Annotated in this window: 23 protein-coding genes and 1 pseudogene; 11 read left to right on the top strand and 13 right to left on the bottom strand. The window is 32.5% G+C overall.

What is annotated here, in order from left to right; all coding sequences use genetic code 11:
• Positions 1-3: 3 nt before the first annotated feature.
• A complete protein-coding gene (locus CVIC12175_RS06395) occupies positions 4-1236 on the top strand; it encodes a TM1812 family CRISPR-associated protein (RefSeq protein ID WP_086315933.1) in 1233 nt (410 codons plus the stop codon).
• Between the two features lie 1127 nt (positions 1237-2363).
• On the opposite strand, the gene fabI is transcribed toward CVIC12175_RS06395, so the two are convergent.
• From fabI to gap, 4 genes are read right to left on the bottom strand one after another with little or no spacing between them, the layout of a single operon-like run.
• Positions 2364-3182, bottom strand: a complete 819-nt coding sequence (gene fabI / locus CVIC12175_RS06385) for an enoyl-ACP reductase FabI (RefSeq protein WP_086256596.1) — start codon at positions 3180-3182, stop codon at positions 2364-2366.
• A gap of 2 nt (positions 3183-3184) precedes the next feature.
• Complete coding sequence (locus CVIC12175_RS06380) at positions 3185-3862, bottom strand: triose-phosphate isomerase (RefSeq protein WP_086247321.1); 678 nt, start codon at positions 3860-3862, stop codon at positions 3185-3187.
• The gene (locus CVIC12175_RS06375) at positions 3859-5067 is read right to left on the bottom strand and encodes a phosphoglycerate kinase (RefSeq protein WP_086254377.1); all 1209 of its coding nucleotides are present in this window, start codon (positions 5065-5067) and stop codon (positions 3859-3861) included. Before CVIC12175_RS06375 ends, CVIC12175_RS06380 begins: the two co-directional genes overlap by 4 nt.
• Before the next feature lies 1 nt (position 5068).
• Entirely contained in the window at positions 5069-6064 is a 996-nt protein-coding gene (gene gap / locus CVIC12175_RS06370) for a type I glyceraldehyde-3-phosphate dehydrogenase (protein ID WP_086255606.1), read from the bottom strand.
• Positions 6065-6122: 58 nt separating this feature from the next.
• On the opposite strand from gap, the gene nadD reads away from it, so the two are divergent.
• Both nadD and rsfS read left to right on the top strand, forming a co-directional pair.
• Complete coding sequence (gene nadD, locus CVIC12175_RS06365) at positions 6123-6671, top strand: nicotinate (nicotinamide) nucleotide adenylyltransferase (protein WP_086249011.1); 549 nt, start codon at positions 6123-6125, stop codon at positions 6669-6671.
• Positions 6661-6987: a ribosome silencing factor gene (gene rsfS / locus CVIC12175_RS06360; protein WP_086249012.1), complete on the top strand. Its 327-nt coding sequence runs from the start codon at positions 6661-6663 to the stop codon at positions 6985-6987. The genes nadD and rsfS overlap by 11 nt, the downstream gene beginning before the upstream one ends.
• A 45-nt stretch (positions 6988-7032) precedes the next feature.
• Here the strand turns inward: rsfS and argS are convergent, their stop codons facing one another.
• From argS to CVIC12175_RS06315, 9 genes and pseudogenes are all read right to left on the bottom strand, one after another.
• Positions 7033-8628 (bottom strand): arginine--tRNA ligase, encoded by a 1596-nt coding sequence (argS, locus tag CVIC12175_RS06355; RefSeq protein ID WP_086302628.1) that lies wholly within the window; start codon positions 8626-8628, stop codon positions 7033-7035.
• On the bottom strand, positions 8628-8840 hold the full coding sequence (gene tatA, locus CVIC12175_RS06350) for a twin-arginine translocase TatA/TatE family subunit (RefSeq protein WP_086247315.1): 213 nt from the start codon (positions 8838-8840) through the stop codon (positions 8628-8630). Before tatA ends, argS begins: the two co-directional genes overlap by 1 nt.
• Positions 8841-8889: 49 nt before the next feature.
• The gene (gmk, locus tag CVIC12175_RS06345; RefSeq protein WP_086247314.1) at positions 8890-9501 is read right to left on the bottom strand and encodes a guanylate kinase; all 612 of its coding nucleotides are present in this window, start codon (positions 9499-9501) and stop codon (positions 8890-8892) included.
• On the bottom strand, positions 9498-11075 hold the full coding sequence (locus CVIC12175_RS06340) for a hypothetical protein (RefSeq protein ID WP_086302626.1): 1578 nt from the start codon (positions 11073-11075) through the stop codon (positions 9498-9500). The genes gmk and CVIC12175_RS06340 overlap by 4 nt, the downstream gene beginning before the upstream one ends.
• 60 nt (positions 11076-11135) lie before the next feature.
• Positions 11136-11909 carry a flagellar biosynthetic protein FliR gene (gene fliR / locus CVIC12175_RS06335; RefSeq protein ID WP_086315931.1) on the bottom strand — a complete coding sequence of 258 codons (774 nt, stop codon included), beginning with the start codon at positions 11907-11909 and terminating at the stop codon, positions 11136-11138.
• Between the two features lie 203 nt (positions 11910-12112).
• A pseudogene (locus CVIC12175_RS08815) lies at positions 12113-12493 on the bottom strand (methyl-accepting chemotaxis protein); the annotation flags it as partial.
• 1910 nt (positions 12494-14403) lie between these two features.
• Positions 14404-15282 carry a polysaccharide deacetylase family protein gene (locus tag CVIC12175_RS06325; protein WP_086247310.1) on the bottom strand — a complete coding sequence of 293 codons (879 nt, stop codon included), beginning with the start codon at positions 15280-15282 and terminating at the stop codon, positions 14404-14406.
• A gap of 10 nt (positions 15283-15292) precedes the next feature.
• Positions 15293-16123, bottom strand: coding sequence for a carbon-nitrogen hydrolase family protein (locus CVIC12175_RS06320; protein ID WP_086315929.1), 831 nt, complete (start codon positions 16121-16123; stop codon positions 15293-15295).
• A 117-nt stretch (positions 16124-16240) separates the two neighbouring features.
• A complete protein-coding gene (locus tag CVIC12175_RS06315) occupies positions 16241-17302 on the bottom strand; it encodes an LptF/LptG family permease (RefSeq protein ID WP_086255599.1) in 1062 nt (353 codons plus the stop codon).
• 111 nt (positions 17303-17413) lie between these two features.
• On the opposite strand from CVIC12175_RS06315, the gene CVIC12175_RS06310 reads away from it, so the two are divergent.
• The 8 genes from CVIC12175_RS06310 to CVIC12175_RS06275 all read left to right on the top strand — a co-directional run bounded on the left by CVIC12175_RS06310 (position 17414) and on the right by CVIC12175_RS06275 (position 23501).
• Positions 17414-18019 carry a TVP38/TMEM64 family protein gene (locus CVIC12175_RS06310; protein WP_141082875.1) on the top strand — a complete coding sequence of 202 codons (606 nt, stop codon included), beginning with the start codon at positions 17414-17416 and terminating at the stop codon, positions 18017-18019.
• Positions 18016-18627 (top strand): non-canonical purine NTP pyrophosphatase, encoded by a 612-nt coding sequence (locus tag CVIC12175_RS06305; RefSeq protein ID WP_086256601.1) that lies wholly within the window; start codon positions 18016-18018, stop codon positions 18625-18627. Before CVIC12175_RS06310 ends, CVIC12175_RS06305 begins: the two co-directional genes overlap by 4 nt.
• A gap of 88 nt (positions 18628-18715) precedes the next feature.
• The gene (locus CVIC12175_RS06300) at positions 18716-19936 is read left to right on the top strand and encodes a saccharopine dehydrogenase family protein (RefSeq protein WP_086302624.1); all 1221 of its coding nucleotides are present in this window, start codon (positions 18716-18718) and stop codon (positions 19934-19936) included.
• A 50-nt stretch (positions 19937-19986) separates the two neighbouring features.
• A complete protein-coding gene (rpmE, locus tag CVIC12175_RS06295) occupies positions 19987-20187 on the top strand; it encodes a 50S ribosomal protein L31 (RefSeq protein ID WP_086247304.1) in 201 nt (66 codons plus the stop codon).
• A 4-nt stretch (positions 20188-20191) separates the two neighbouring features.
• Positions 20192-21019, top strand: coding sequence for a 16S rRNA (cytidine(1402)-2'-O)-methyltransferase (rsmI, locus tag CVIC12175_RS06290; protein WP_086302622.1), 828 nt, complete (start codon positions 20192-20194; stop codon positions 21017-21019).
• A gap of 85 nt (positions 21020-21104) precedes the next feature.
• Positions 21105-21791 (top strand): 23S rRNA (guanosine(2251)-2'-O)-methyltransferase RlmB, encoded by a 687-nt coding sequence (gene rlmB, locus CVIC12175_RS06285; protein ID WP_086302620.1) that lies wholly within the window; start codon positions 21105-21107, stop codon positions 21789-21791.
• Entirely contained in the window at positions 21784-22689 is a 906-nt protein-coding gene (locus CVIC12175_RS06280; RefSeq protein ID WP_086302618.1) for a hypothetical protein, read from the top strand. The genes rlmB and CVIC12175_RS06280 overlap by 8 nt, the downstream gene beginning before the upstream one ends.
• Positions 22683-23501 (top strand): hypothetical protein, encoded by an 819-nt coding sequence (locus CVIC12175_RS06275; RefSeq protein WP_086302616.1) that lies wholly within the window; start codon positions 22683-22685, stop codon positions 23499-23501. Before CVIC12175_RS06280 ends, CVIC12175_RS06275 begins: the two co-directional genes overlap by 7 nt.
• The last annotated feature ends 3 nt before the right edge of the window (positions 23502-23504 follow it).

Raw genomic sequence — 23504 nt, 5'->3', positions numbered from 1 at the left:
AATATGAGATGTATAATCACAATCTTAGGCCTAAGCAATAGCGCAAATGCTAGATATATCTGTAATGATACAGAGATATTAAATCTACTTCCAAATTTAAAAGAAAACAACTCTATAAATACATTTGCATTGCTAAATTTATGTAAAGGCTATGATATTATCCCGCTTTATACAAAAGATTCTAAAATAGCAAATTTAAAAGCCTTATCCAAGGCAAATATAAACTGTGATAATGCATTTGACAAGGCTAGGCAAATTGATGATGTAGGGGATTTTGCTGAGATTTTTAATATCATAAATGAGATTATAAAAGACTATAATGAGGTTATAGTAGATGTATCGCATGGATTTAGGCACTTGCCTATGCTGGTGCTTACTCAATTAATTATCACCAATTTACAAAATAGTCGCAAAATCTGTGCAATTTTATTTGCTAAAGAGTTAGAACAAGGCAAAAGCTATGAGATTATCAATCTTAAAGAGTATCTAGATTTAGCCAATATCTCATATCTACTATCTACATTTGATGATAACTACACAGTAGCAAATCATATCCAAATAGGCACGAAATATAAAGAGCTTTTTAGCGCATTAAAAGGCTTTAGCGATAATATTATGGCGCTTAATATTAAGGAGTTGTTTTCTAGTTTTGCCTCTAGACTTATAGCTGAACTAGACTCAAATTTATTAGCAAATCCAGCTATATATGATTATGCCAATGAGCTAAAGGAGAAAATTTCAAATTTACAAAAGATATATAATGCCAAGCCTGCGTATGAATTTTACTACCATTTAGCCGATGATTTAATAAGCAAAAATTACATTTTATTAGGACTTATCTTGCTTTATGAAGGGGTTCAAGAGTATATATACACCACTATAAAGCTCAAAAATCCAAATTTAATATCCCAAATAGAGCATTACTACAAAGAAAAATGTCAGCGAGATGATTCATATTTGATAAAATCATTTTGTATGAATTTATCAAAACCCAAAGGCTATGATAGGTTAAAAAAAAGAGAAAAATCCATAAATTTAAGCCATAGCGAGTATGAGAGTCTATGTGAGTCATATCACAACATCATACAAATAGATAAGATAAATCAACTATATAAAAGATTAGATAAATTAAGAAACAACCTAGCCCACGCCAACTCAGGCGACTCTATTGCAAATGCTAAATCAAATATTAAAAACCATCAAAATAGCTATAAGCAGCTGATTTTAAAAGTTTAAAGCCATCACAAGCTATTTTGTTGGTATATTATATAAGCTCTTTTGTAAATATAGCAATTAAATTTACCTAGAGTTATCATAAATATTTTTCCACTTTTAAAAAAAAGATCTAAATTTATGTGAATTTGTAGAAATTTTCAGCCAAAATTTGGTTATTTATATATAAAATATTGCTTTAATTTGAATTTGCTTATCTTGATTTATATGGTAGATTCAATGTTTTTTAACTTTTTATTCTATATTTTGATTGTGTGAAATTTCAAAGTGTGGTTTTATGGCTATTTATTGATTTGTATAATTGGCTATATAGACTCAAATGATGAATTTGCGTCTATTACAAACGATATGACCCGATTTAGGGGATTGAAACGAAAGTGCCGTGCATACTTACGCAATTCATTATATAAAATTACAAACAATATGACCCGATTTAGGGGATTGAAACATAATCATAGTATGCCCAGATGGTCTATCGCCAAATTACAAACAATATGACCCGATTTAGGGGATTGAAATACATTAGAAACATTCCAGCTATTAAGTGGTTGGTTGAATTACAAACAATATGACCCGATTTTAGGGGATTGAAATACATTAGAAACATTCCAGCTATTAAGTGGTTGGTTGAATTACAAACAATATGACCCGATTTTAGGGGATTGAAATTTATTATTAAATGTGACTTGACCAGTGTTAAATGTGTATTATAAACAATATGACCCGATTTAGGGGATTCAAACTCATATTAATCACTATGCGATATTAAACAAAGGAGTAAATTATGATATTTATATTCAAATTACTATTTTTTATTGTTACTAATAGCTATTTTAAATAAAATTTTTATGATAGATATAGAGTTAGCACAATATATAGCTATATGCTTGATGGTTTTTTATTACTTTTTTTATTATCTTTTTTGCTATTTATACCAAAAAGAGTTAAAAAGAGCCAAGCAAGATAAGATAAAAAAGCATATGATTACTCAAAAATAGTAATCTAATTGCTATTTATCCTTAGTGCTATCTCGCAAATAATATAAGCCAATTTAAAAGATTAAAATTGTTCTAAGAAGTTATATTAGTTTATCAATATGATGAGTATTAGAGCCTTATTTGGCTCTATGGTTATTTAGCATCCCAGGCTAAGACTGTATTGCCAAAAGCATCACTTAAAACATCACCCATACCCATGATATTATACCCGGCATCTACATAATGCACTTCACCAGTTACACCACTTGCAAGGTCGCTTAGTAGATACATACCGCTTTTACCTACATCTTCTATGGTTACATTGCGTTTTAGTGGAGCGTTGCACTCATTCCAGTGTAAAATCATCTTAAAATCACCAATTCCACTAGCTGCTAGAGTTTTGATAGGCCCAGCACTGATAGCATTGACACGGATATCTTTTTGGCCAAGGTCATGAGCTAAGTAGCGTACAGAACTCTCAAGAGCTGCTTTTGCTATACCCATTACATTATAATGTGGGACAAATTTAGCTCCGCCAAGGTAGCTAAGAGTCAAGATAGAACCGCCACTTTTTAGCACCGGAAGCACTGCACGAGTAAGAGAGATAAGAGAGTAGACGCTAGTACCCATAGCAATATCAAATGCCTCTTTTGTAGTGTTGATAAACTCACCTTCAAGAGCCTCTTTAGGAGCAAAAGCTACAGCATGCACTACAAAGTCAATCTCGCCAAAATCTTTAGCAATTTTATCAGCTAGGCCATCAAGATGTTCTTGATTATTTACATCTAGTTCATAAATTAGCGAACTATCAAGTTCAGCTGCGATTGGTTCTACTCTTTTTTTAATTGCATCATTTAAAAATGTAAAAGCAAGCTGGGCTCCTTGAGCTTTACAAGCTTGAGCAATTCCATAGGCTATACTCATTTTATTTGCTACACCGACTATTAAACCTTTTTTACCCTCTAGTATCATTATTAACCCTTTTTGATAATTTCTAAAAATTTATCAGCATCCCAACTAGCAGTACCGACAAGAACTCCATCGCATGATTTTATTGCCGTGATTTGATCTATGTTGGATAGATTGACACTACCCCCATATAGAAGTGGGGCTGAGCATTTGCTAGATATAAAATCCAAAATTTCAGTTATAAACTCAACTTTAGCACTATTTCCAGTGCCAATCGCCCAGATTGGCTCATAGGCGATTACTAGATTTTCATAGTTTAAATCAATATTTGCTAATTGATCGCTTAGAAATTCTTTGGTGCTTCCATTCATATGAGTTATATCATCTTCGCCAATACAGTAGATAATATCCCAGCCCTTGCTTACAGCATAATCAAATTTGGCTTTTAAAAATGGCTCATCTTCACCTAGAGCGCGTCTTTCGCTATGGCCGATCATTACAGTAGTAATCTCAAATTCTTCTAGCATTTGACTACCAATCTCACCAGTATATGAGCCATTTTGTGCTGGATAGAAGTTTTGCGCCCCTTGAGTGAAGTTAAATTTATCTTCACTCAAAGCAGTAAATGGAGGAAATACAATCACGCTATTGCTATTTTGACTAAGTCCATTACTAAGCTTTTTAGCATAATCTGCATAGCTTTTTTTGGTGTGGTTGCATTTTAAATTCGCAGCATAAATCATAGACTATCTTCTCTTAAAAGTACTCTAACGCCTGGTAGCTCTTTGCCTTCGATTAGCTCTAAGCTAGCACCACCACCAGTAGAGATAAATGTCATCTCATCAGTATCACCAGCACGCTCAACAACATCTGCAGTATCGCCACCACCGACAACTGTAGTAGCAAAGCTTTCGCCTATTGCGTGGCTCATTTTAATGCTACCTTTGCTAAATTTATCCATCTCAAATACACCCATTGGGCCATTCCACCAAATAGTTTGAGCATCTGCAATAGCCTCTTTAAATAGCTTGACACTTGCTGGGCCGATATCTAATCCCATCCAGCCATTTGGTATCTCTTGGACTGGGACATATTTTATAGGGCTATCATTACTAAAGGTTTGAGCAGCTACAACATCTACTGGCAGGTAGATTTTTACGCCTAATTCACGGCCTTTTTTAAGGATATTTGCAGCTTCTTCTACTAGCTCTTCTTCTAAAAGTGAGTTTCCGATATTTTCACCAAGAGCTTTTAAAAATGTAAATGCCATTCCACCGCCGATAATAAGCTTATCTATGCGTGGAAGTAGGTTGGTTAAGGCTTGAAGTTTTCCACTAACTTTTGATCCGCCAGTAACTGCGACAAAAGGACGACTAGGATGGCGGATTAGATTTTGACCAAATTCAATCTCTTTAATTAGCAAAAATCCAGCTGCTTTATGCTCATTATCATAGCATTGAGTTATAGCATGCACGCTAGAGTGAGCTCTATGGCATACACCAAAAGCATCATTTACATAGTAATCAGCTAACTCGCTAAGAGCTTTAGCTAGATTTTTATCATCTTTGGTTTCGCCTTTTTCAAAACGCAAATTTTCAAGCATTAAAATTTCGCCAGCTCTTAATTTTTCTACTTTCTCTTTAGCATCGTGGCCGACTACATCGTGAGCAAATTTAATCTCTCTATCCATTAATCTGCCAAGTCTTTTAGCAACTGGTAGTAAAGAGTATTTCTCTTCATAGCCATCTTTTGGGCGGCCTAGATGACTAGCTAAAATTACAGAACAACCTTGATCTAAAACATATCTAATTGTAGGTATTGCAGAGCGTATGCGTCTATCATCTGTAATATTGCGAAACTCATCCATAGGAGTATTAAAATCACATCTTATAAAGACCTTCGCACCTGGTGTAAAATTTATATCTTTGACTGAAATTATTTCGCTCATTTTATTTCTCGCTTATGAATTTTGCCATCTCTACTAGACGGTTGCTATATCCCCACTCATTATCATACCATGCCATTACCTTGATCATATCTCCACATATTACTTGAGTTAGATCAGCTGCTACTATACTTGAGTAGCTTGAAGTGTTAAAATCTCCACTTACTCTCTCATCAAAATCTACTGCCATAATTCCTTTTAAGCTACCTTTGCTAGCTTCTACAAAAGCGTTATTTAACTCCTCTTTTGTTACGCTTTTGCCAAGTACAGCTGTAAGATCAACTATTGATACATTTGGTACTGGTACTCTAATGCTTTGACCGTGTAGTTTGCCATCTAGGCTAGGCATTACTAGCTTCATAGCTTTAGCTGCACCTGTGCTAGTTGGAATCATATTTACCGCTGCAGCTCTAGAGCGTCTAAAATCTCTACATTTTACATCTACTAGACTTTGGCCATTTGTGTAGGCGTGAATAGTAGTCATTAAACCCTTTTGAATACCATAAAGATCATCTAATACTCTAGTTACTGGGCCAAGACAGTTTGTAGTGCAGCTTGCGTTTGAGATGATTGTTTGACCTTCGTATTTATCAGTATTTACACCTAGTACAAATGTAGGAGTATCATCTTTTGCTGGGGCGCTCATTATTACTTTTTTAGCACCTTTTGCGATATAGGTTTGGCATTTTTCTTTTGTAAGGAATTTACCAGTACACTCTAGTACTACATCTATTCCTCTTAAATCCATATCATTAATATCTCTTGTGCTATATACTCTAATTTTTTTACCATTAACTGCGATATAATCATCATTTATAATCTCTACATCTTGATTAAATTCGCCATGAACTGTATCGTATTTTAGTAAGTATCTAGTCATTTTGCGTTCAGCAGTGTCATTTATAATGCATAACTCATACTCTGCTGGGTTATTTAGTATAATTCTAGCAGCGCATCTACCTATTCTTCCAAAACCGTTAATTGCTATTTTAAGTGCCATTTTTATCCTTTTTGGGTATAATTAGGGCTAATTTTACTAAAAAAAAGGTTAAAAAAAATTGAATATAGCCATTTTTGGAGGAAGTTTTGATCCACCGCATTTTGGCCATGATGAGGTGGTAAAATCTGCACTTAAAAATTTAAATATCGATAAGCTGATTATAATTCCAACATTTTTAAATCCATTTAAAAGCGAATTTGGCGCTCCACCAAATTTAAGGTTGCAGTGGTGTAGGGCTTTATGGGAAAATTTAAGTCCAAAAATTATAGTAAGCGATTATGAAACTAGCCAAAATAGAGCAGTAGCAAGTATCGATAGTGTAAGCTATTTTAAAAATAAATTTAACGCTAGTAGAATTTATTTAATAATCGGTGCTGATCAGCTTAATAGCTTGCATAAATGGCATAGATATGATGAGTTAAAAGCATTGGTAAGCTTTGTTGTAGCGTGTAGAGATGATATTAAAATAGATGAAAATTTGCAAAAACTTGATATAAATGTTAAAATCTCATCTTCAAAAATTAAATCTGAGCTAAATTTCAAGCAGGTTCCATCTGCTATTTTAAGTAGTGTTCAGAGTTTTTATAAGGATAAAAATGCAAAATAGAATAGATAGAATTGTTAAGCTTTTAGATGAAAAAAAGGCTGAAAATATCGAAGTTATAGATATGCAAGGAAGGGATTATTTAAGTAAATTTGTAGTTGTAGCCACTACTTTGGCTGCTCGTCATGGCTTTGCTTTGCTTGATGATTTAAAAACAGAGTTAAAACCAGCTGGTGAGAATTTTTTAGGTGTAGAAAGTAGCGATGATTGGACTGTAATAGATCTTGGCGATATAATGATACATTTAATGAGTGAAACTTATAGAGCTAAGTATAATATAGAAGAGTTTTTAAAAGAGTTAAGCACAAAAGCTAATTAATTTAGATGATTATTAAACACAAGGGATTGGCTACCCTTGCTTTGTTTAATTCTCCATTATATCTTTGGCTTTAATTCCCATTAAATTTAATGCTACCTTGATGCTTAAAGCCACAACGCTAAAGAGCTTTAATAACTCATCTTCATTTTGACTTCCTACTACTCTATTTTCATTGTAGAATTTATGAAAACTTGCGCTAAGTCCCTTTAGATAATCTGGGATTTTATGTAGGCTTCTTTGGTATAGTGCATCTTCTAAAATTTCAGGCATTATGAGTGCTTCAAATAACAGATTTTTACCATCATCGCTTAAATTTGCTAGTGATACATTTGCTACATCTTCAGGCGATTTACCAGCTTTGGTAAAAATTTGATTTATTCTAGCGTGAGCGTAGTTAATGTAAAATATTGGATTTGAGCTATCTTGTTTTTTAAGCTCATCAATATCAAACTCAAGACTTGAGCTATTGGCTTTAGAGATAAAGATAAATCTCAATGCATCACTTCCAATCTCGGCTAATATATCGCTCATTAGCACTGATGTGCCAGCTCTTTTGCTCATTTTAAATGGTTTGCCATCTTTTAATAGACTTACCATTTGCATTAATATTACTTCTAGCTTATTTTCATCATAGCCAAGGAAGTTAATAGCAGCTTTTAATCTAGCAATATATCCGTGGTGATCGGCTCCCCAGATATTGATATATGTATCAAAATCATTGGCAAATTTGACATTATGATAGATAATATCACCAGCTAAATATGTAGGGCGACCATCGCTTCGCACTACAACTCTATCATTATCATCGCCAAGTTTTGTAGAGGCTATATAGGTTGTGCCATCTTTTTTATAGATTTCTCCACTTTTTTCTAAGCGTTGAAGGGTTTGGTCTAGCTTATCATAGTATGATTTTTCACTTGCCCAACTCTCTATAAATATTCCAGCATCTGCTAGATCTTTTTTGATGATATCAAGTACTATATCTTTACCAAATTCAGCCAATTCAAGATTACGACTAGGCTCAAAAATATCTTTACCAAACTTCTGATAAGCTGCATGAGCCAACTCATCTATATATTCGCCTCTATAGTATTTCTCAGGGTACTCTACAGTTTCATTAAATATAATTTCACGCGCTCTAAGAGTAATAGATGTACCTAGTAGATCTATTTGATTGCCAGCATCATTGATATAGTACTCAGTATGTATGCCTATACCGATATGTCTAGCAACTCTAGCTAGTGTATCACCATAGACTGCACCACGCACATGTCCAATATGAAGAGGTCCAGTAGGATTAGCACTAATATATTCTAAAAATATATTTTTAGGATTTTTAATCTCTTTAGAGCCAAATTTTTCTGCACTTTTTAGCGCATCATTAGCCAAAGAGTCTAAAAATTCACCACTTAGCTTAAAGTTTATATATCCATTTACAGCACTTACTTCATATTTTGGTGAGTTAAATTTAGCTGCTAACTCACTTGCTATAATTACAGGTGATTTTTTAAGCTCTTTAGCTAAGCTAAATGCAAGTGGCGTAGCATAGTGAGCTAAAGCTCTATCTTTAGGCTTTTCTACAACGACTTGATGTCCTAAAATAGCACTAATTTCACTTTTTAGAGTATCTTTAGCACTCATTAGGCACTCTTTTGAGTTTCATCTTTTTTAACTTCAGTTGAGTCTTGAGCCTTCTCTATTTTTTCTAGTGGGGTATCATCTTCCATCTCTTTTTTGAAACTTTTAATACCTTTACCCATACCTTTTGCAAGTTCTGGAATCTTTTTTGCACCAAAAAGTAAAACAATAATTGCCAAAACAATCAACCAGTGACTTATACTCATACTACCCATATTTTTCTCCTTAAATTAAATTTCGAATTTTACCTTAATAATCTTAAATTTAGCACTCACTCCAGCTCTCTATAACATCATTTAGATTAAAGCTTTGAGTTTTTGAACTAAGCGATATAAAGATTGATTTTAATCTCTCATATGAGCTATCTAGGTCATCATTGATGATTAAATAGTCATACTCGCTTATATAAGCTATCTCAGTAGCTGCATTAAATAGTCTATTTTCTATAGTTTGTGCATCATCGCTGCCACGCTTTGTAAGGCGTTTTTTAAGCTCGTGCCTATCTTTTGTAGTTACAAAAACCGAAGTGATAATATGGCTATATTTTTTCATAGCTAAATGATAGCCTTGAACATCTATATCAAATATTACTATTTTGCCATCTTTTAAGGCTTTTTCTACCGGTTCTAAGCTGGTGCCATAATAATTTTTATGTACATTTGCCCACTCTAAGAATTTGCCCTCATCAATACCTTTTTGAAACTCATCAACATTAATAAAGTGATAATTTACCCCATTTTGCTCACCATCTCGTGGCTCTCTTGTAGTGCTAGAGATTGAGAAGTAAATATTATCAAATTCGCTTATCAGGCGTGATAAAAGCGTGCTTTTACCACTTCCACTTGGGCCGCTGATTATTAGAATTTGACCACTCATTGCTTGCCTTCAAAACTTATATTAATATTAATGTTGATATCTTTTAGCATATCTTTGAATGCACCAGTATTTAAGGCTTTGCCTAATTCTTGACCAATTTGTGTAGCTAGGACTTGAGCTAACTCATCTTTGTTTATATTTGAGCTATCTGTGGCTACTATTTCTTCTTTAGGCTCTTGTTGCTCTAGTATATCTGCAGCTAGAGTTTGAGTAGGCGTAGTATCTTCATGAAGTGCTTCTTTAATAGCAGCCTCATCTATCTCATCAATTGTACTAGCCTCATAACAGCTATTTAAGCTGGCAATTTTTGATTCATTTTCTACCATTTGATTTACACTCTCTTCCTCATAATCCATATTATCAATCTCATCAAGCATATTGCTTAGTTCATTTAAATTATCTGTATAGTCTAGATCTGAAATTTGCATAGGATCTTGGACTTCTTCAACTTTGATAGTAGGCTCAGATTTTTCATCTAAAGTACTCTCTTCATCTGGCAACTCATCAAAGGCAGATATATCAAGCTTGATATTTTCATATTCGCTAGTTATATCTTTGATATTTTGAGATTTTGATGTTGATTCTTTGATATCTTTAGATATATCTATCGTCTTAGCAACTTCATCTATCTCTTGTGATATCTTATCATCTTTATTAGTATCGCTTTTTTGAAATTCGCTAATAGTCTCAAAGCTGACAAATTCTTCTTTTTTATTATCTGCTACAATTAATTCATCATCAACCGGATTGATTTCATCGCTTAATTCTGTAATGCTATCATCTATCTTTTCAAACTTATCATCAATTTCGGCAAATTCGCCACTAACTTCAGCAAACTCATCTGTTTTGGCTATCTGATTAGATTGGGTAGTTTGATCTATTTGGCTAATATCATCAAATTCTTCAATAAAATCATCGCTAACTTCGCTAATCTCTTCTAACTGCTCTTTTATCGGCTCTTCTTTAATCTCATCTATTTGAGTAATCTCTTCAAGCCCTTTATTAAGGTCTTCTACATCTTCAGTAAAACTAAGCTCTGTATCATCAAATTCATTAAATTCATTTTCTACAAATTGATCTTCCATATCATCAATTTGATTTAATAGCTCATTGCTATCTAAATCATTAAAATCACTCAACTCATCATTGCTAGAGCTAAAATCCATCTCATCAATATCTTGAATTTCACCAAATTTATTACCAACTTTAATATCGTTATCAACTGGGATTGGCTCTTTTTGTGGTGGTTGTATATCTTGAGTTGTATCTTTTAAAATTACTTTTATAATATCGATAAAATCAGTTGGCAAAAATGGCTTTTGTAGTATCTCATTTTGAGCTATATCATATTGATTAGATTGATTTCTAGGGATTAAAAATAGCTGGTTTTGAGCATACTCTAGGTAATTTACTTCGCTATTATAAAGCCCACTATCGCATATGATTAAATCAGCTTCATTATCAACTATAGTTTCTAAATTATCAATCTCAACAAATTCATATCCAAGCTTATTTAAACTTACACTTGCAAGCTTTGAAACTGCTGGGTTATTATTTAGCAAAATTACCTTCATAGACTACCCCTTAAAAAATTTACACTATTTTACGCAATTTTTCATTATGTATTGCTTTATTTAGTAAAATAAACTTGGCAAATCATTCAAAACTCTCATCATTAGTGTTGTAAAAACCTTTACAATCACTGCTAATATAGCCATTAACACTACAAATGCAATAGTAATCTTAATAGGAAAACCAACAACAAGCAAGTTAAATTGCGGCATTGTCTTCATAAGCATTCCAAAGATTAAATCCGACATTAAAGTAAGCGCTAAAATAGGAAATGAGATAATAAATCCATATAAAAAGAGATTTACCATTCCTTGTGCTGCATATTTAAGAATATTTTGTTCAGGATAAAAACCACCAAGTGGAATAAATTCAAGACCATAAGCTAAAAAATATAAAACCAAATGATGTCCATCAAATAATAAAAATGCTAGTAGAACAATTAAATTTAAGATATTTGAGATTAGTGGGGCGTTTATACCGCTTTGAGGATCGATCACAGTTGCCATAGAAAATCCCATAATCATTGATATCTGCTCACCTGCTAGCTGAACTGCACCAAAAACTAGCATCAAAAGCACTCCAGCACACAATCCAAGCATAAGCTCAGATAGGGCCTCTAAAACTAAATATTGGATATTTAAGCTATCTAGATTAGCTAAAGGAGTAGCTAGTGGAAATAGATAAAGTGCTAATATAAATGAGAGTGTAGCCTTTATAACAACCGGAATTTGTATATGGTTAAAAAATGGAAAAAACACCATTAAAGCACCAGTTCGCACAAGAAGTAAAAAAAATGTTACCACATTTTCTTGTCCAAGATAATTTACAAATTCCACAATTCACCTAATTTATTTATAAATTATAATACTTAGTTTTTATAAAATTTTGGCTTAATATTGTAGTAAAATTTGAATTTTATAAGAAATTTGATTTAAAATTGTTTTGCTATATTTTTTAGATTTTTGTATTGAAATAAATTTAAGCAATAATTAATAAATTAAAGATACCAAGAGATTTTTCTTGGTATCTTTTGTTAGAGTTAGAATTTTTTCTTATTTACATCTTCTAAGATATTATCAGAAATTTGATTTACTTTAGCAGTTATAGTATTAGTATCATTTGCCACAGTAACATTATCTTGAGTTACACTCTCTAGTTGGGCTATAGCTTCATTGATTTGAGCGATACCTTGAGTCTGTTCTTTTATAGATTCGCTCATTTCAGTTACACCTTGAACTAAAACATTTACATTTACTTCGATTTCGCTTAGAGATTTTCCTGTTCTTTCAGCTAGTTTTCTTACCTCATCAGCAACAACAGCAAAACCTCTACCATGCTCACCAGCACGAGCTGCTTCTATGGCTGCATTTAGCGCTAATAGATTTGTTTGGTCTGCAATATCTTTTATTACGCCTACTATGTTTTTGATATCTTCTGCTTGTCTGGCTACTTCAGTTGTTCTATCATTTACGCTACTCATAGAGCTTGATATCTCCTCTATGGCTGCTGCTGATTGCTCTAGTGAATTAGCTTGAGCGTTTGAACCATCAAATAGTCTTTGCATTGACTCTTTTAAATTTTCAGTTTGTTTAGCTAGATCTTGAGCATAGCTAGCAGATGAGGTTAGCATTTTTCTAATCTCTTCACCTAAAATATTTGTAGTAGTCTCTACATTACCTTTAGCGCCCATGATTTGAGTAGTAAAATTTAGATTTTTATATGATTCAAATACTCTATGAATCTCATTCATATTGCCACCGATTCTAGCTTCTAGTACATTTAGCATATTATTTAGTACATTTTTAAGCTCGATTAGCTGAGGGTTATTTGGATTTTGTTTGATTCTTGCTGTTAGGTCGCCATTTTCTACAGATTTAGCTGTATTAGCTGCCTCACTAATAGCCTCAGCATCTTTTTGTAAGCCTTGTTGAGTTTTTAAGATATTAGAGTTTATTGCTGATGCCATTGTGCCAATCTCATCATTTGATGTAGGCGGTATAACATTTGGTGCACGCTTTTCTTCGTGGTTGATATATTTAAAGAATGCTAAAAGCAGTCCAGATAGACGGCCAAGTCTAGCAGTAACTAATCTATTAGTAATCATATAAACACAAACAAGAAGTATAATAAGCACTACAACTGACACCCCAATAATCTCATATACTAAGATACGCATCGGTTTTTGAATCTCATCAAGTGGAGCATTGACAAACATATACCAAGTTCCAAGCTCGCCAATAGAAAATGGAGTGACAATTGCCTTGGTTGCTTCACCACGGATAGTGTAGTATTCATCAATTATAGTTACGCGTTTATTTTGAATCGCTTCTAGGGCTAATTTGGTTGTAGGGTTGGTATTAAACTCACCTAGTTTTTTACCCCAATACTGCGGATTGTGATGAGTAGCTAGTCTAGATTCTGCACTTAAAATGTAGCGTACATCGCCTTCAAATAGACTAAATTCTTTATTATCTAGATATGTAGTCATATAATTTAGATTATACATATATCCTACAACACCAAGCAATTTACCATTATTTATTAGTGGATAGGCTATATCAGTTGCAAATACATCTTTTCCATTTATATTGTAGTGTTTAGGCTCGCCAATTACGGGCTTTTTAGTTGTTATAACATCTTTAATAGATGTATCAGCTAAGAAGGCTTCAGTAGTTTTATATACCTCTATTCCGTTTTTAAGATTGCGATTTGTATCTACTAAAAATAGTGCAAAGTGATTATCTTTAGTTATATAATCACTATTTTTAAAGCTATCATTTGGATCTAGTAGATAGATATATGCATATTCAGCATAACTAGATGAATCAAATGAGGCACTTAGATCTTCTATGGTATCGTGCATATTAGCATGATGGGAGCCAAGATCAAAGCCAATGATATTAGCAGTAGATTTAGTGAGTGAATCCATCTCTCTAAAAATGGATAGAACATGCTCAGCATAACGATGACTAGCTTGAGTTAGAGTGATGTCAGACTCGCGCTTCATCACCTTTGATACATTATTGCCAATTAGTATAGTAAGGGCAGTTAAGCCAACAAAAACTACAGCGCCAACAATTAAAGATATTTTGGCTCCTACTTTAAGATTTTTGAAAAAGTCCATGATAAACTCCATGTATATAAAATCAATTATATTATACTCCAAATTTGGGATTTTGTAGAGCCAATATAGCGAAAATTTACAAAATTATCAAAATTTATTTTAGTTTGATTATATTTGATTATATCAATTTTAGTTATTTATTATAATTGAAGCTATAATAGAGCAAATTTGCAAATTTGCTCTATTATATAAATTTGAATATATTTTTATTTTCTTGGGCAGCGTTTTGCAAAGTCATCTGCAATTTCATTAAATGTAACCCATCTAACACCTTCAAATTGCTTAATATGCGAGATAATTCTCTCATGCATTAAAAGCACTTGTGGTCTGCCACTAACATCTGGATGAATAGTCATACCAAATACTGCATAATCCATATTTTGATAAACCCAATCAAACTGATCTATCCACATCTGACCGATATCTCTAGGACTATGGAAGCCAAAGCTATTTGGTGATTTTTTGATAAACATCATTGGTGGAAGATCATCTAAATACCAGTTAGCTGGGATTTCTATTAGGTCAGTCTCTTTGCCTCTAACTAATGGTTTCATCCAATCTTTTGCTTCGCCACTATAATCAATCTTTGTCCAGCTATCACCAACTCTTACATAGTATGGAGTAAAGTCATTATGCATTAGACTGTGATCATATTTTATACCATGTTTTAGCAGTAGTTCATTTGTGATATTGCTAAATTCCCACCATGGTGCTACATAACCGCTTGGTTTTTTACCAGTTAATTTTTCTATTAATTCTATACTTTTAATTAGTACATCTTCTTCTTGTTTGGCACTCATTGCGATAGGATTTTCGTGTGAGTAACCATGAGCACCAATCTCATGACCAGCATCTACTATCATTTTCATCTGTTCTGGAAATGTCTCAATGCTATGGCCTGGGGCAAACCATGTAGCTGGAATATTATGTTTTTTAAATAAATTTAAAAGTCTAGGAATTCCTACCTCGCCAGCAAAAAGTCCGCGTGAGATATCATCTGGACTATCTTCACCACCATAGCTTCCTAACCAACCAGCAACAGCATCAATATCTACGCCATAAGCTACTAAAATTTCTTTTGCCATTTTCTCTCCTTTATTTGGAATTTGATTTTTTAAATTTCTTGATATCTTTAAGATATGGTATTGTATCTCTTTGAATCTTTACTTCAGATAGATCTATACTTGCTATTACAGCACCAGCGCTATTATCAAGCTGGCTTATTATATTTCCTTTTGGGTCTATGATTTTGGAGTGACCATAAAACTCTAATAGCTCACCATTAATTTCAGATATATTTGATCCACAAGAGTTACAAGCGATAAGAAAAGATCCATTTTCTAACGCTCTAGCACGACTAGCTAAATCCCACGCATAACCTCTAGCATTGCCAAAAGCTGATGGATATATTAATAAATTTGCGCCATCTAATGCTAATTTTCTAGCAATTTCACCAAAACCAATCTCATAGCAAATTCCAATACCAATTTTTACTTTTTGGTTATTGATTATTAGGTTAAATAGCTTTTGTTTTTTGCCACGTTTAAATCTTTTGCTCTCATTTTGCCATAAAAAAATCTTACGCTGTTTGCCTATTAAGCCATCTTTGCTAATTATAAATGCAGTATCATATGTATTTTTGCCATCTTGTTCTACCTCACAAGCGACAATAAAGCAATCTCTTTGAGTAGCAATATCAAATAAAGTTTTATATCTTTGGTCTTTTAATGCATTTTTATGACTGCTTAAATCAATGCCAAATTTACTCTCATCAGCACAATAGCCGCTTAAGCTAAGCTCTGGCAAGACAATAATGCTAGTATCATTAGGCACAGAGTTTATCAATGCTAAAGCAGAATTTAGATTAGAGTTTATATCATCAGTGATGGAGTTAAACTGTAGTGCAGCTACGCTAATTTGACTCATTTTACCACCTTTTATTTTTATCATTATATCATTATGATGGATATAAATTGACAAGATTGAATCAAATTTAAATAAATAATTGGTTATATGTTACTTATGGTAACTTGATTAAATTTGTTATCTATGTTGATAAAATTTATATCCAGCAAATAGCATTAAAATAACAACTGGTAAAATAATACCAAGCTCAGCCATAATAGCGCCATTTATACTAAAGCGAATAAGTAAAAATAGAACACCCCAAATGCAAAGTGAGATAAAAATCGCCCCAAAGCTTGCAATTGCAAGACTAGCAAAACGCCCAGTAACAGGCATATAATAGTATAAAATCAGCACCATAAATGGAGCAAAAAGTGGAAAAAATATCATTGAGTATAATACAGATTTAATTTTAGCTATATTGATGTTTTCATTTTTAAGTGTATTAATAGAATCAATGGCATCTTTAATAGAGTATAGATTGTCTTTGTTTTTAATATTTTCTATTATGCGTGGGCGAAAGCTATTGGCTATGATAATCTCATCTTGATTGCTGCTTTTTAATCCACTACCACCTAGTTTTATATCTTGTGGTAAAGTAGTGATTGTATTATCTTTTAATCTCCAGGTGCCATCTTCATAGCTAGCTTCTTTGGCTGTGATTTGCGATAGAATTTGGCTACCGTTCATATCAAAAATTCGAATATTTGTAGCATTTTGCTTATCACCAAAGAGCTTATCAATGTATATAAATTTATTCTCAAATCGCAAAAATATCCATTTAGTAGAGCGTTCAAAGCTTTGAAAATCTTCTAGCGACTCTTGGCGTTCTTTGGAGTAGGCAAATGGAGTATAACAAAGCCCAATATAACCAATACTAATTATAAAAGAGATGATAAATATAGGCATTATAAGTCTATTTTTGCTAATTCCTAAAGCATAAAAGCTTACTAACTCATTAGAGCGAGTTAGATTAATCATAGTAACAATTAAAGCTAAAACCAACGATATAGGCAATACATAATTTATAGAAATAAGTGCAGTAAGACTAACATAAATTAGTTGTAAATTAGCACTAGTTGGGAGATTTTTAAGATTGGTAAGTGTGTCAATAACGACATAAAATCCAACTAAAGAGATAAATATAATAAAAAAATATTTCAAATATATAAAAGCACTATATCTAGCAAAAAGCTTCATCTAAAATCCAAATTTATTATTAATGTGGCAAATTTTATCTAAATATACTTAAATTTATGGTCAAATTTTGGCAAAATTTTGGCTAAAATTACGCTTTTTAAAGAGAAAATTATGGTTAGATTAATTTTATTTATACTCTTTGTAGTTTTGTGCGTAGTAGTTTTATCTAGTATTGATAGGCAAATTATAGATAGACTAATGAGTGAGTATAGCAAACTTAGCTGGGTGATTTATATTGGATGTTGGATATTTTTGCCTATATTTTTGTTTCCAGCTGGAATTTTAGCTATTGGAGGTGGAGCAGTTTTTGGCTTTTGGGAGGCAATTATTTACACGATGATAGGTGTGGGGATAAACTCAGCTATTATGTATTTTATCTCAAGATATTTTACTCAAGCTTTTGATATGAATAAATTTGAGTCTATTAAAAACAGATTTTGTAGTGATGAATTTGCTTTAGTGTTGCTATTAAGGCTTATACCAGTTATACCTTATAATATTGTAAATTATATGGCTGGGGTGATGAGATTTAATTTTATTAAATTTATAACTGCTGGAGTGCTTGGTAAATTTATTAGCGCGGTACTATTTATAAATTTAGGTAATAATATTACAAATTATCAAAGTTATGAGTTTTGGCTTGCTTTGATATTGGTAATTAGTATGGGTATGATAGCATTTTGGATTAGAAAAATTTTAAATAGGAGAGCTAGATGAAGATTGTATTAGCTACAAATAATATGGATAAAGTTAGAGAGATTAAGGCATATTATAATCAATTTGATGTTATTGCACTTGGGCAGATTTGCCAACCTTTTGAGATAGAAGAAAATGGTAATAGTTTTTATGAAAATGCGATGATAAAGGCTCGCACGGTATATGCTAAGCTAGTAGATTTAGGTCTTGAAAATGAGTGTATAGCACTAAGCGATGATAGCGGAATAAGTGTAGAGGCTTTAGATTTTAGGCCTGGAATATACTCAGCTAGATATAGTGGAGAGAGCGCAACAGATGCAAGCAATAGGGCAAAATTAATCACAGAACTAAATAAGCTAGGGCTAAGTCAATCAAACGCATTTTATACAGCATGTATTGGTATTTGTTCTAAATTTGGCGAGTATGGCGTTCATGGATTTATGCATGGCAAGGTGATAGATAAAGAGCTTGGAAGTAGTGGGTTTGGTTATGATTTTATGTTTATTCCTAATGGTTTTGATAAGACAGTAGGACAACTTGATGAGAGTATAAAGCTTGAGATTTCACATCGCTCTAAAGGATTAAGATTAGCTATGCCAGTACTTAAGGTGCTAAGTAGGTATTATTAAGCAAATTTCTTAAATTTAATATTTAATCATAAATGAGTTTTAGCTAAATTTGGCTATAATTACCAAAAATTCAGACAAAGGATAAAAAATGAGCCATATTTTAATTATTGGAGCTGGTGGAGTAAGTCAAGCAGCAACAGTAAAATGTGCGATGAATTCAGATATCTTTACCAAAATTACTCTAGCAAGTCGCACTAAAAGCAAATGCGATAAGATTGCTAGATTTATTAAAGAAAATGTAGGCGTAGATATTGATACAGCTGTAGTAGATGCTGATGATACAGCTGCTGTTGTAGAGCTTATTAAAAATGTTAAGGCTGATTTATTATTAAATGTTGCACTTCCATATCAGGATTTAACTCTTATGGACGCATGCTCACAAACTCAAATTCCATATATAGATACAGCCAACTACGAACACCCAGATACAGCTAAATTTGAGTATAAACTTCAATGGGCTAAAGATGGCGAGTTTAAAACTGCTAATACAATGGCGCTTCTTGGTAGTGGGTTTGACCCAGGTGTTACTAATGTATATTGTGCTTATGCTAAGCAGTATCTATTTGATGAGATTGAATATATTGATATTTTAGATTGTAATGCTGGAGATCATGGCTATGCATTTGCTACAAATTTTAACCCAGAGATAAATTTAAGAGAGGTAAGTGCAAAGGGTAGATATTATAAAGATGGTAAATGGATAGAGACTGAGCCAATGGAGATAGGTTTTAGCTGGGATTATCCAAAAATTGGACCAAAAGATAGCTATTTGCTATATCATGAAGAACTTGAAAGCTTAGTAAAAAATATCCCTACATTAAAGCAAATTCGTTTCTTTATGACATTTGGTCAAAGCTATTTGACACATATGAAATGCTTAGAAAATGTAGGTATGCTAAGGATTGATGAGGTTGAGCATAATGGAGTAAAAATTGTACCAATTCAGTTTTTAAAGACACTTTTACCAGATCCTGCAAGCCTAGGTGCTAGAACTAAAGGCAAAACAAATATAGGTTGCGTAATTACTGGAACAAAAGATGGCAAACCAAGAAAAGTATATATATATAATGTATGCGACCATGAAGAGTGCTATAAAGAAACTGGTGTAGGTGCTGTAAGCTATACTACAGGCGTTCCAGCTATGATAGGTTCTATGATGGTTGCTAAGGGTATTTGGAGTGGAAATGGCGTATTTAATATGGAAGAATTTGACGCTAAACCATTTATGGATGAGCTAAATAAACAGGGTTTACCATGGGAGATAATAGAGATGGCTCCAGATGAGACTAGATTAATCAAGGAAATTTAAGCCAAATTTGGATAGAATCTCAACTTTTAAACTCAAAATAAGGAAAAGCAATGAAAAAAGATATACATCCAGAGTATGTTGAATGCACAGTTAGCTGCGCTTGCGGTAATACATTTATTAGCAAGTCAAACAAGCCAGAAATCAAAGTAGATATCTGCAATGCTTGCCACCCATTTTTTACAGGTAGCGAAAAAATCGTAGATAGTGCTGGTCGTGTAGATAAATTTAAGAAAAAATACGGAATGAAATAATCTTTTGCTCTACTTTCTTCCTACGCCAATTGGCAATTTAGATGATATCTCAAAGAGATGCCTGGACATCTTGAACCTTTGTGATATCATAATCTGTGAAGATAGTAGAGTAACTAAATCCCTTATAAACCTTCTAAACACAAAATATAATCTAAATATAAATCCATCTGAGTTTTACTCTCTTCATACTCATAACGAAAATGAGTTTTTTGCTAAATTTGAAGCTAGAAAGCTAGTAGAAAATATTGTAGTATATGTAAGCGATGCAGGAATGCCTTGCATTAGCGACCCAGGTGTTTCTTTGGTTGAATTTGCTCAGCAAAATGGTATAAATTACGAGGTATTAAGTGGAGCAAATGCAGCACTTTTAGCCGTAGCAGCAAGTGGAATTGTGCAAAAAGAGTTTACATTTTTAGGGTTTTTACCAAATACTGGCAGAGATAGAGAGTTAGCGGTGCAAAATGCATTAAATTCGGCCTATCCAGTAGTGATATATGAATCACCAAAGAGAGTCTTGCAGCTAGTTGAAGCTATTGCAAAGCTAGAGCCTAAACGGGAGATTTTTGCTATTAAAGAGGCTACAAAAAAATTTGAAGCTAAATTTAAAGATAACGCAAAAAATCTAGTAAATATACTAAAAAATGTAAATTTAAAAGGTGAATGGTGTATAGTCATAGCAGACTCAAGTGTAGTTGCACACGAATCAATCACTATATCTGATATAGATGAATTAAATATCCCACCAAAACAAAAAGCCAAATTGCTATCTAAACTCACTGGCAAAAGTGTAAAAGATATATATGCTCAACTAACAAGCAAAGATTCAATTTGAAATTAAATATTTAAAATTTACTAAATTTGATTTTTATTACTAAAAATAAGCTAAAATTTAAGGGCTTTTAGATACTATAAGCGCTATGATTATCTATGGAAAACAGCTATTTTTACATTTGTTAAAACATCATAAAGACAAGCTCGAAGAGATATATCTAGCAAAAGAGGTTCAAAAAGATATATTTAACCAAATAGCAAAAGTCGGCCTAAAAATACAAAAAGTCGATAATCAAAAAGCCCAAGCACTTGCGCGTGGTGGCAATCACCAAGGCTTTTTAGCAAAGGTAAAAGATTATGAGTTTGCTACTTTAAATGAGATTAAAAAGTCTGATTATTTAGTGATTTTATATGGTCTTAGTGATGTGGGAAATATTGGAGCAATAACAAGAACAGCTTATGCTTTAGGTGCTGGAGGTATAGTTATTGTAGGTAAAAATGAGAATCTAGCAATGCAAGGAGTAGTGCGTGCTAGTAGTGGTGCAGCATATGAGTTGCCAATTGCTTTATGCACTGATGGGTTAAGCTTTATAAATGAGCTTAAGCAAGTTGGATTTAAAATTTATGCAGCAAATGCCGGAGGCAAGAGTGCTAAAGAATTTAAATTTGAGTCTAAAATTGCTTTAATTATGGGTAGTGAAGGTGAGGGGATACCAAATAAGGTATTGCAAAAATGTGATGATATCCTGGGTGTTAATATGCGTAAGGATTGGGATAGCTTAAATGTCAGTGTGGCATTTGGAATATTATTTGATAGGATTGTAAATGGCTAATAATGGTATAGAAAAACTTTTAGAAATGGATCTTAAAGAGGTTACAAAGCATACTCACATTGAGACTGAGTATTTAGAGTATATGTGTGAGAGAAATTATGAAAAGCTTCGCAAATTAAACGCTTCTGGCTTTGCTAAGATTTTAAGCCGTGAGTATGATTTAGATCTTCAAAGCTGGATAGATGAATATAATGAATATTGTAAAGAAAATGGCTATGTTGATAATTCAAATTTTACAGTAGCACCAAAGATTCCAGCATACACACCAAAAAGCGATAACAGCAAAACTTTAACTATAATCTTAATTTTGGCTTTGATGGTTGTAGCTGTTGTTTGGATGGTTAAATTTACCAATATTTTTGATAGTATAAAATTACCAAGTTTTGATAAAAATCAAAGCGTAAGCTATTCATCTACTACAGTAGTAGAATCTGCTAAAGAGAATTTAGAGACAATAACAGAAAATATATCAAAAGCAGTAGAAGAAGATAAGAATACAACTACAGAAAATAATGAAACTATTGCAATCTCAAGTGATAATAATACTACTAGCAAAGTAGAGTCAAATTCTACTACTCAAAATATACAAATACAAGCTCCACAAGTAATGCAAGCCGATAAAATAGCTAAAATTATCCCAACAAAAACTATATGGATAGGCATAAAAGATATAGATGGTAAAAATAAAAAATCATACACAACTAAAAATGCTTTAGATATAAATTTAAGCATAGATCAACTTATTCAAACAGGCCATGGTGATTTTGTGCTTGAAGAAAATGGCAATGAAAAGAGATATGAACTTCAAAAGCCTTTAAGATTTGTAGTAGAAAATGGGGTTATTAAAGAGATTGGTTATGCTGAGTTTGTTAAGATAAATAAAGGCGCTCAATGGTAAGAGGATTATTTCTCTTTTTTATTTTTACTTTTAGCTCTTTTGGTCTTGATCTGCATAGCAATATCAAAAGTATTATCTCAGAGCAAAATTATGCTTTAAATAGAGATAAGATTGATCAAATATTTGCTGTAGAATCTGAATTTATAGATAGTAATGGCAATCTAAATTATGCCAAAATCACAAATGCTCTAAGGGTAAATTCGCTATTAAATCTTAGCTATTCACAGCCTATAAATTTAGAAATTTCATTTTATAGTCCAACTTCTGATATTTTGATGTTTAAGAGCGTATCTGAGGCATTAAAGAGTCTTGGGTATTCATATTTTTTAAGTAAATCTTTAAAGAGCGATACCCAAGGGATTGTTTGGCAAATAACGATGAACTCAAGATTTATTCTTGATCCTGGCGCATTATATAAAGAGCTTAGTAAAAATTATATATTTATTAAAGATATAAAGCGTGATGGGCAGTTTAGCTTTGCATATAGCATTGATGCTACTAAAGCCGTGCTATCTACTCATCAATATATTAGTGATATTGAGTATGATCTAAATAAGCCGCTTGAGCCATATTTTTTAAATATTAGCAATAAAAGTGAAGCGCTGATAAAAAGCTATGCATCAGATAGATGGATATGTGTTATAAAAGTGCTTGATAGAGATTTAAATTTGATTACGCAGATTAAATCAGATAAACCAGAAAAAGAAGTATATATTAAATTCCCACCAAATTCATACTATATGCTTATAGATGACGCATTTAGTTTAGAGAATATTAAGCGTGGATTAAAAATATATATAAAATCAAATTAAGGA

The organism is Campylobacter vicugnae (assembly GCF_002139875.1).
Lineage (GTDB): Bacteria > Campylobacterota > Campylobacteria > Campylobacterales > Campylobacteraceae > Campylobacter > Campylobacter vicugnae.
Note: the sequence above shows the minus strand (reverse complement) of the source record. Positions and strands in the feature narration are given on the sequence as shown.

What these genes read in the sequence shown, in the direction of transcription:
- CVIC12175_RS06300 (WP_086302624.1), top strand. Translation starts at nt 18,716, where the DNA reads ATGAGCCATATTTTAATTATTGGAGCTGGTGGAGTAAGTCAAGCAGCA.
- CVIC12175_RS06375 (WP_086254377.1), bottom strand. Translation starts at nt 5,067, where the DNA reads ATGAGCGAAATAATTTCAGTCAAAGATATAAATTTTACACCAGGTGCG.
- CVIC12175_RS06280 (WP_086302618.1), top strand. Translation starts at nt 21,784, where the DNA reads ATGGCTAATAATGGTATAGAAAAACTTTTAGAAATGGATCTTAAAGAG.
- CVIC12175_RS06340 (WP_086302626.1), bottom strand. Translation starts at nt 11,075, where the DNA reads ATGAAGGTAATTTTGCTAAATAATAACCCAGCAGTTTCAAAGCTTGCA.
- fabI (WP_086256596.1), bottom strand. Translation starts at nt 3,182, where the DNA reads ATGATACTAGAGGGTAAAAAAGGTTTAATAGTCGGTGTAGCAAATAAA.
- CVIC12175_RS06320 (WP_086315929.1), bottom strand. Translation starts at nt 16,123, where the DNA reads ATGAGTCAAATTAGCGTAGCTGCACTACAGTTTAACTCCATCACTGAT.
- rsfS (WP_086249012.1), top strand. Translation starts at nt 6,661, where the DNA reads ATGCAAAATAGAATAGATAGAATTGTTAAGCTTTTAGATGAAAAAAAG.
- gap (WP_086255606.1), bottom strand. Translation starts at nt 6,064, where the DNA reads ATGGCACTTAAAATAGCAATTAACGGTTTTGGAAGAATAGGTAGATGC.
- CVIC12175_RS06305 (WP_086256601.1), top strand. Translation starts at nt 18,016, where the DNA reads ATGAAGATTGTATTAGCTACAAATAATATGGATAAAGTTAGAGAGATT.
- CVIC12175_RS06315 (WP_086255599.1), bottom strand. Translation starts at nt 17,302, where the DNA reads ATGAAGCTTTTTGCTAGATATAGTGCTTTTATATATTTGAAATATTTT.
- CVIC12175_RS06395 (WP_086315933.1), top strand. Translation starts at nt 4, where the DNA reads ATGAGATGTATAATCACAATCTTAGGCCTAAGCAATAGCGCAAATGCT.
- CVIC12175_RS06275 (WP_086302616.1), top strand. Translation starts at nt 22,683, where the DNA reads ATGGTAAGAGGATTATTTCTCTTTTTTATTTTTACTTTTAGCTCTTTT.
- rlmB (WP_086302620.1), top strand. Translation starts at nt 21,105, where the DNA reads ATGATTATCTATGGAAAACAGCTATTTTTACATTTGTTAAAACATCAT.
- rpmE (WP_086247304.1), top strand. Translation starts at nt 19,987, where the DNA reads ATGAAAAAAGATATACATCCAGAGTATGTTGAATGCACAGTTAGCTGC.
- CVIC12175_RS06325 (WP_086247310.1), bottom strand. Translation starts at nt 15,282, where the DNA reads ATGGCAAAAGAAATTTTAGTAGCTTATGGCGTAGATATTGATGCTGTT.
- CVIC12175_RS06380 (WP_086247321.1), bottom strand. Translation starts at nt 3,862, where the DNA reads ATGATTTATGCTGCGAATTTAAAATGCAACCACACCAAAAAAAGCTAT.
- gmk (WP_086247314.1), bottom strand. Translation starts at nt 9,501, where the DNA reads ATGAGTGGTCAAATTCTAATAATCAGCGGCCCAAGTGGAAGTGGTAAA.
- tatA (WP_086247315.1), bottom strand. Translation starts at nt 8,840, where the DNA reads ATGGGTAGTATGAGTATAAGTCACTGGTTGATTGTTTTGGCAATTATT.
- argS (WP_086302628.1), bottom strand. Translation starts at nt 8,628, where the DNA reads ATGAGTGCTAAAGATACTCTAAAAAGTGAAATTAGTGCTATTTTAGGA.
- CVIC12175_RS06310 (WP_141082875.1), top strand. Translation starts at nt 17,414, where the DNA reads ATGGTTAGATTAATTTTATTTATACTCTTTGTAGTTTTGTGCGTAGTA.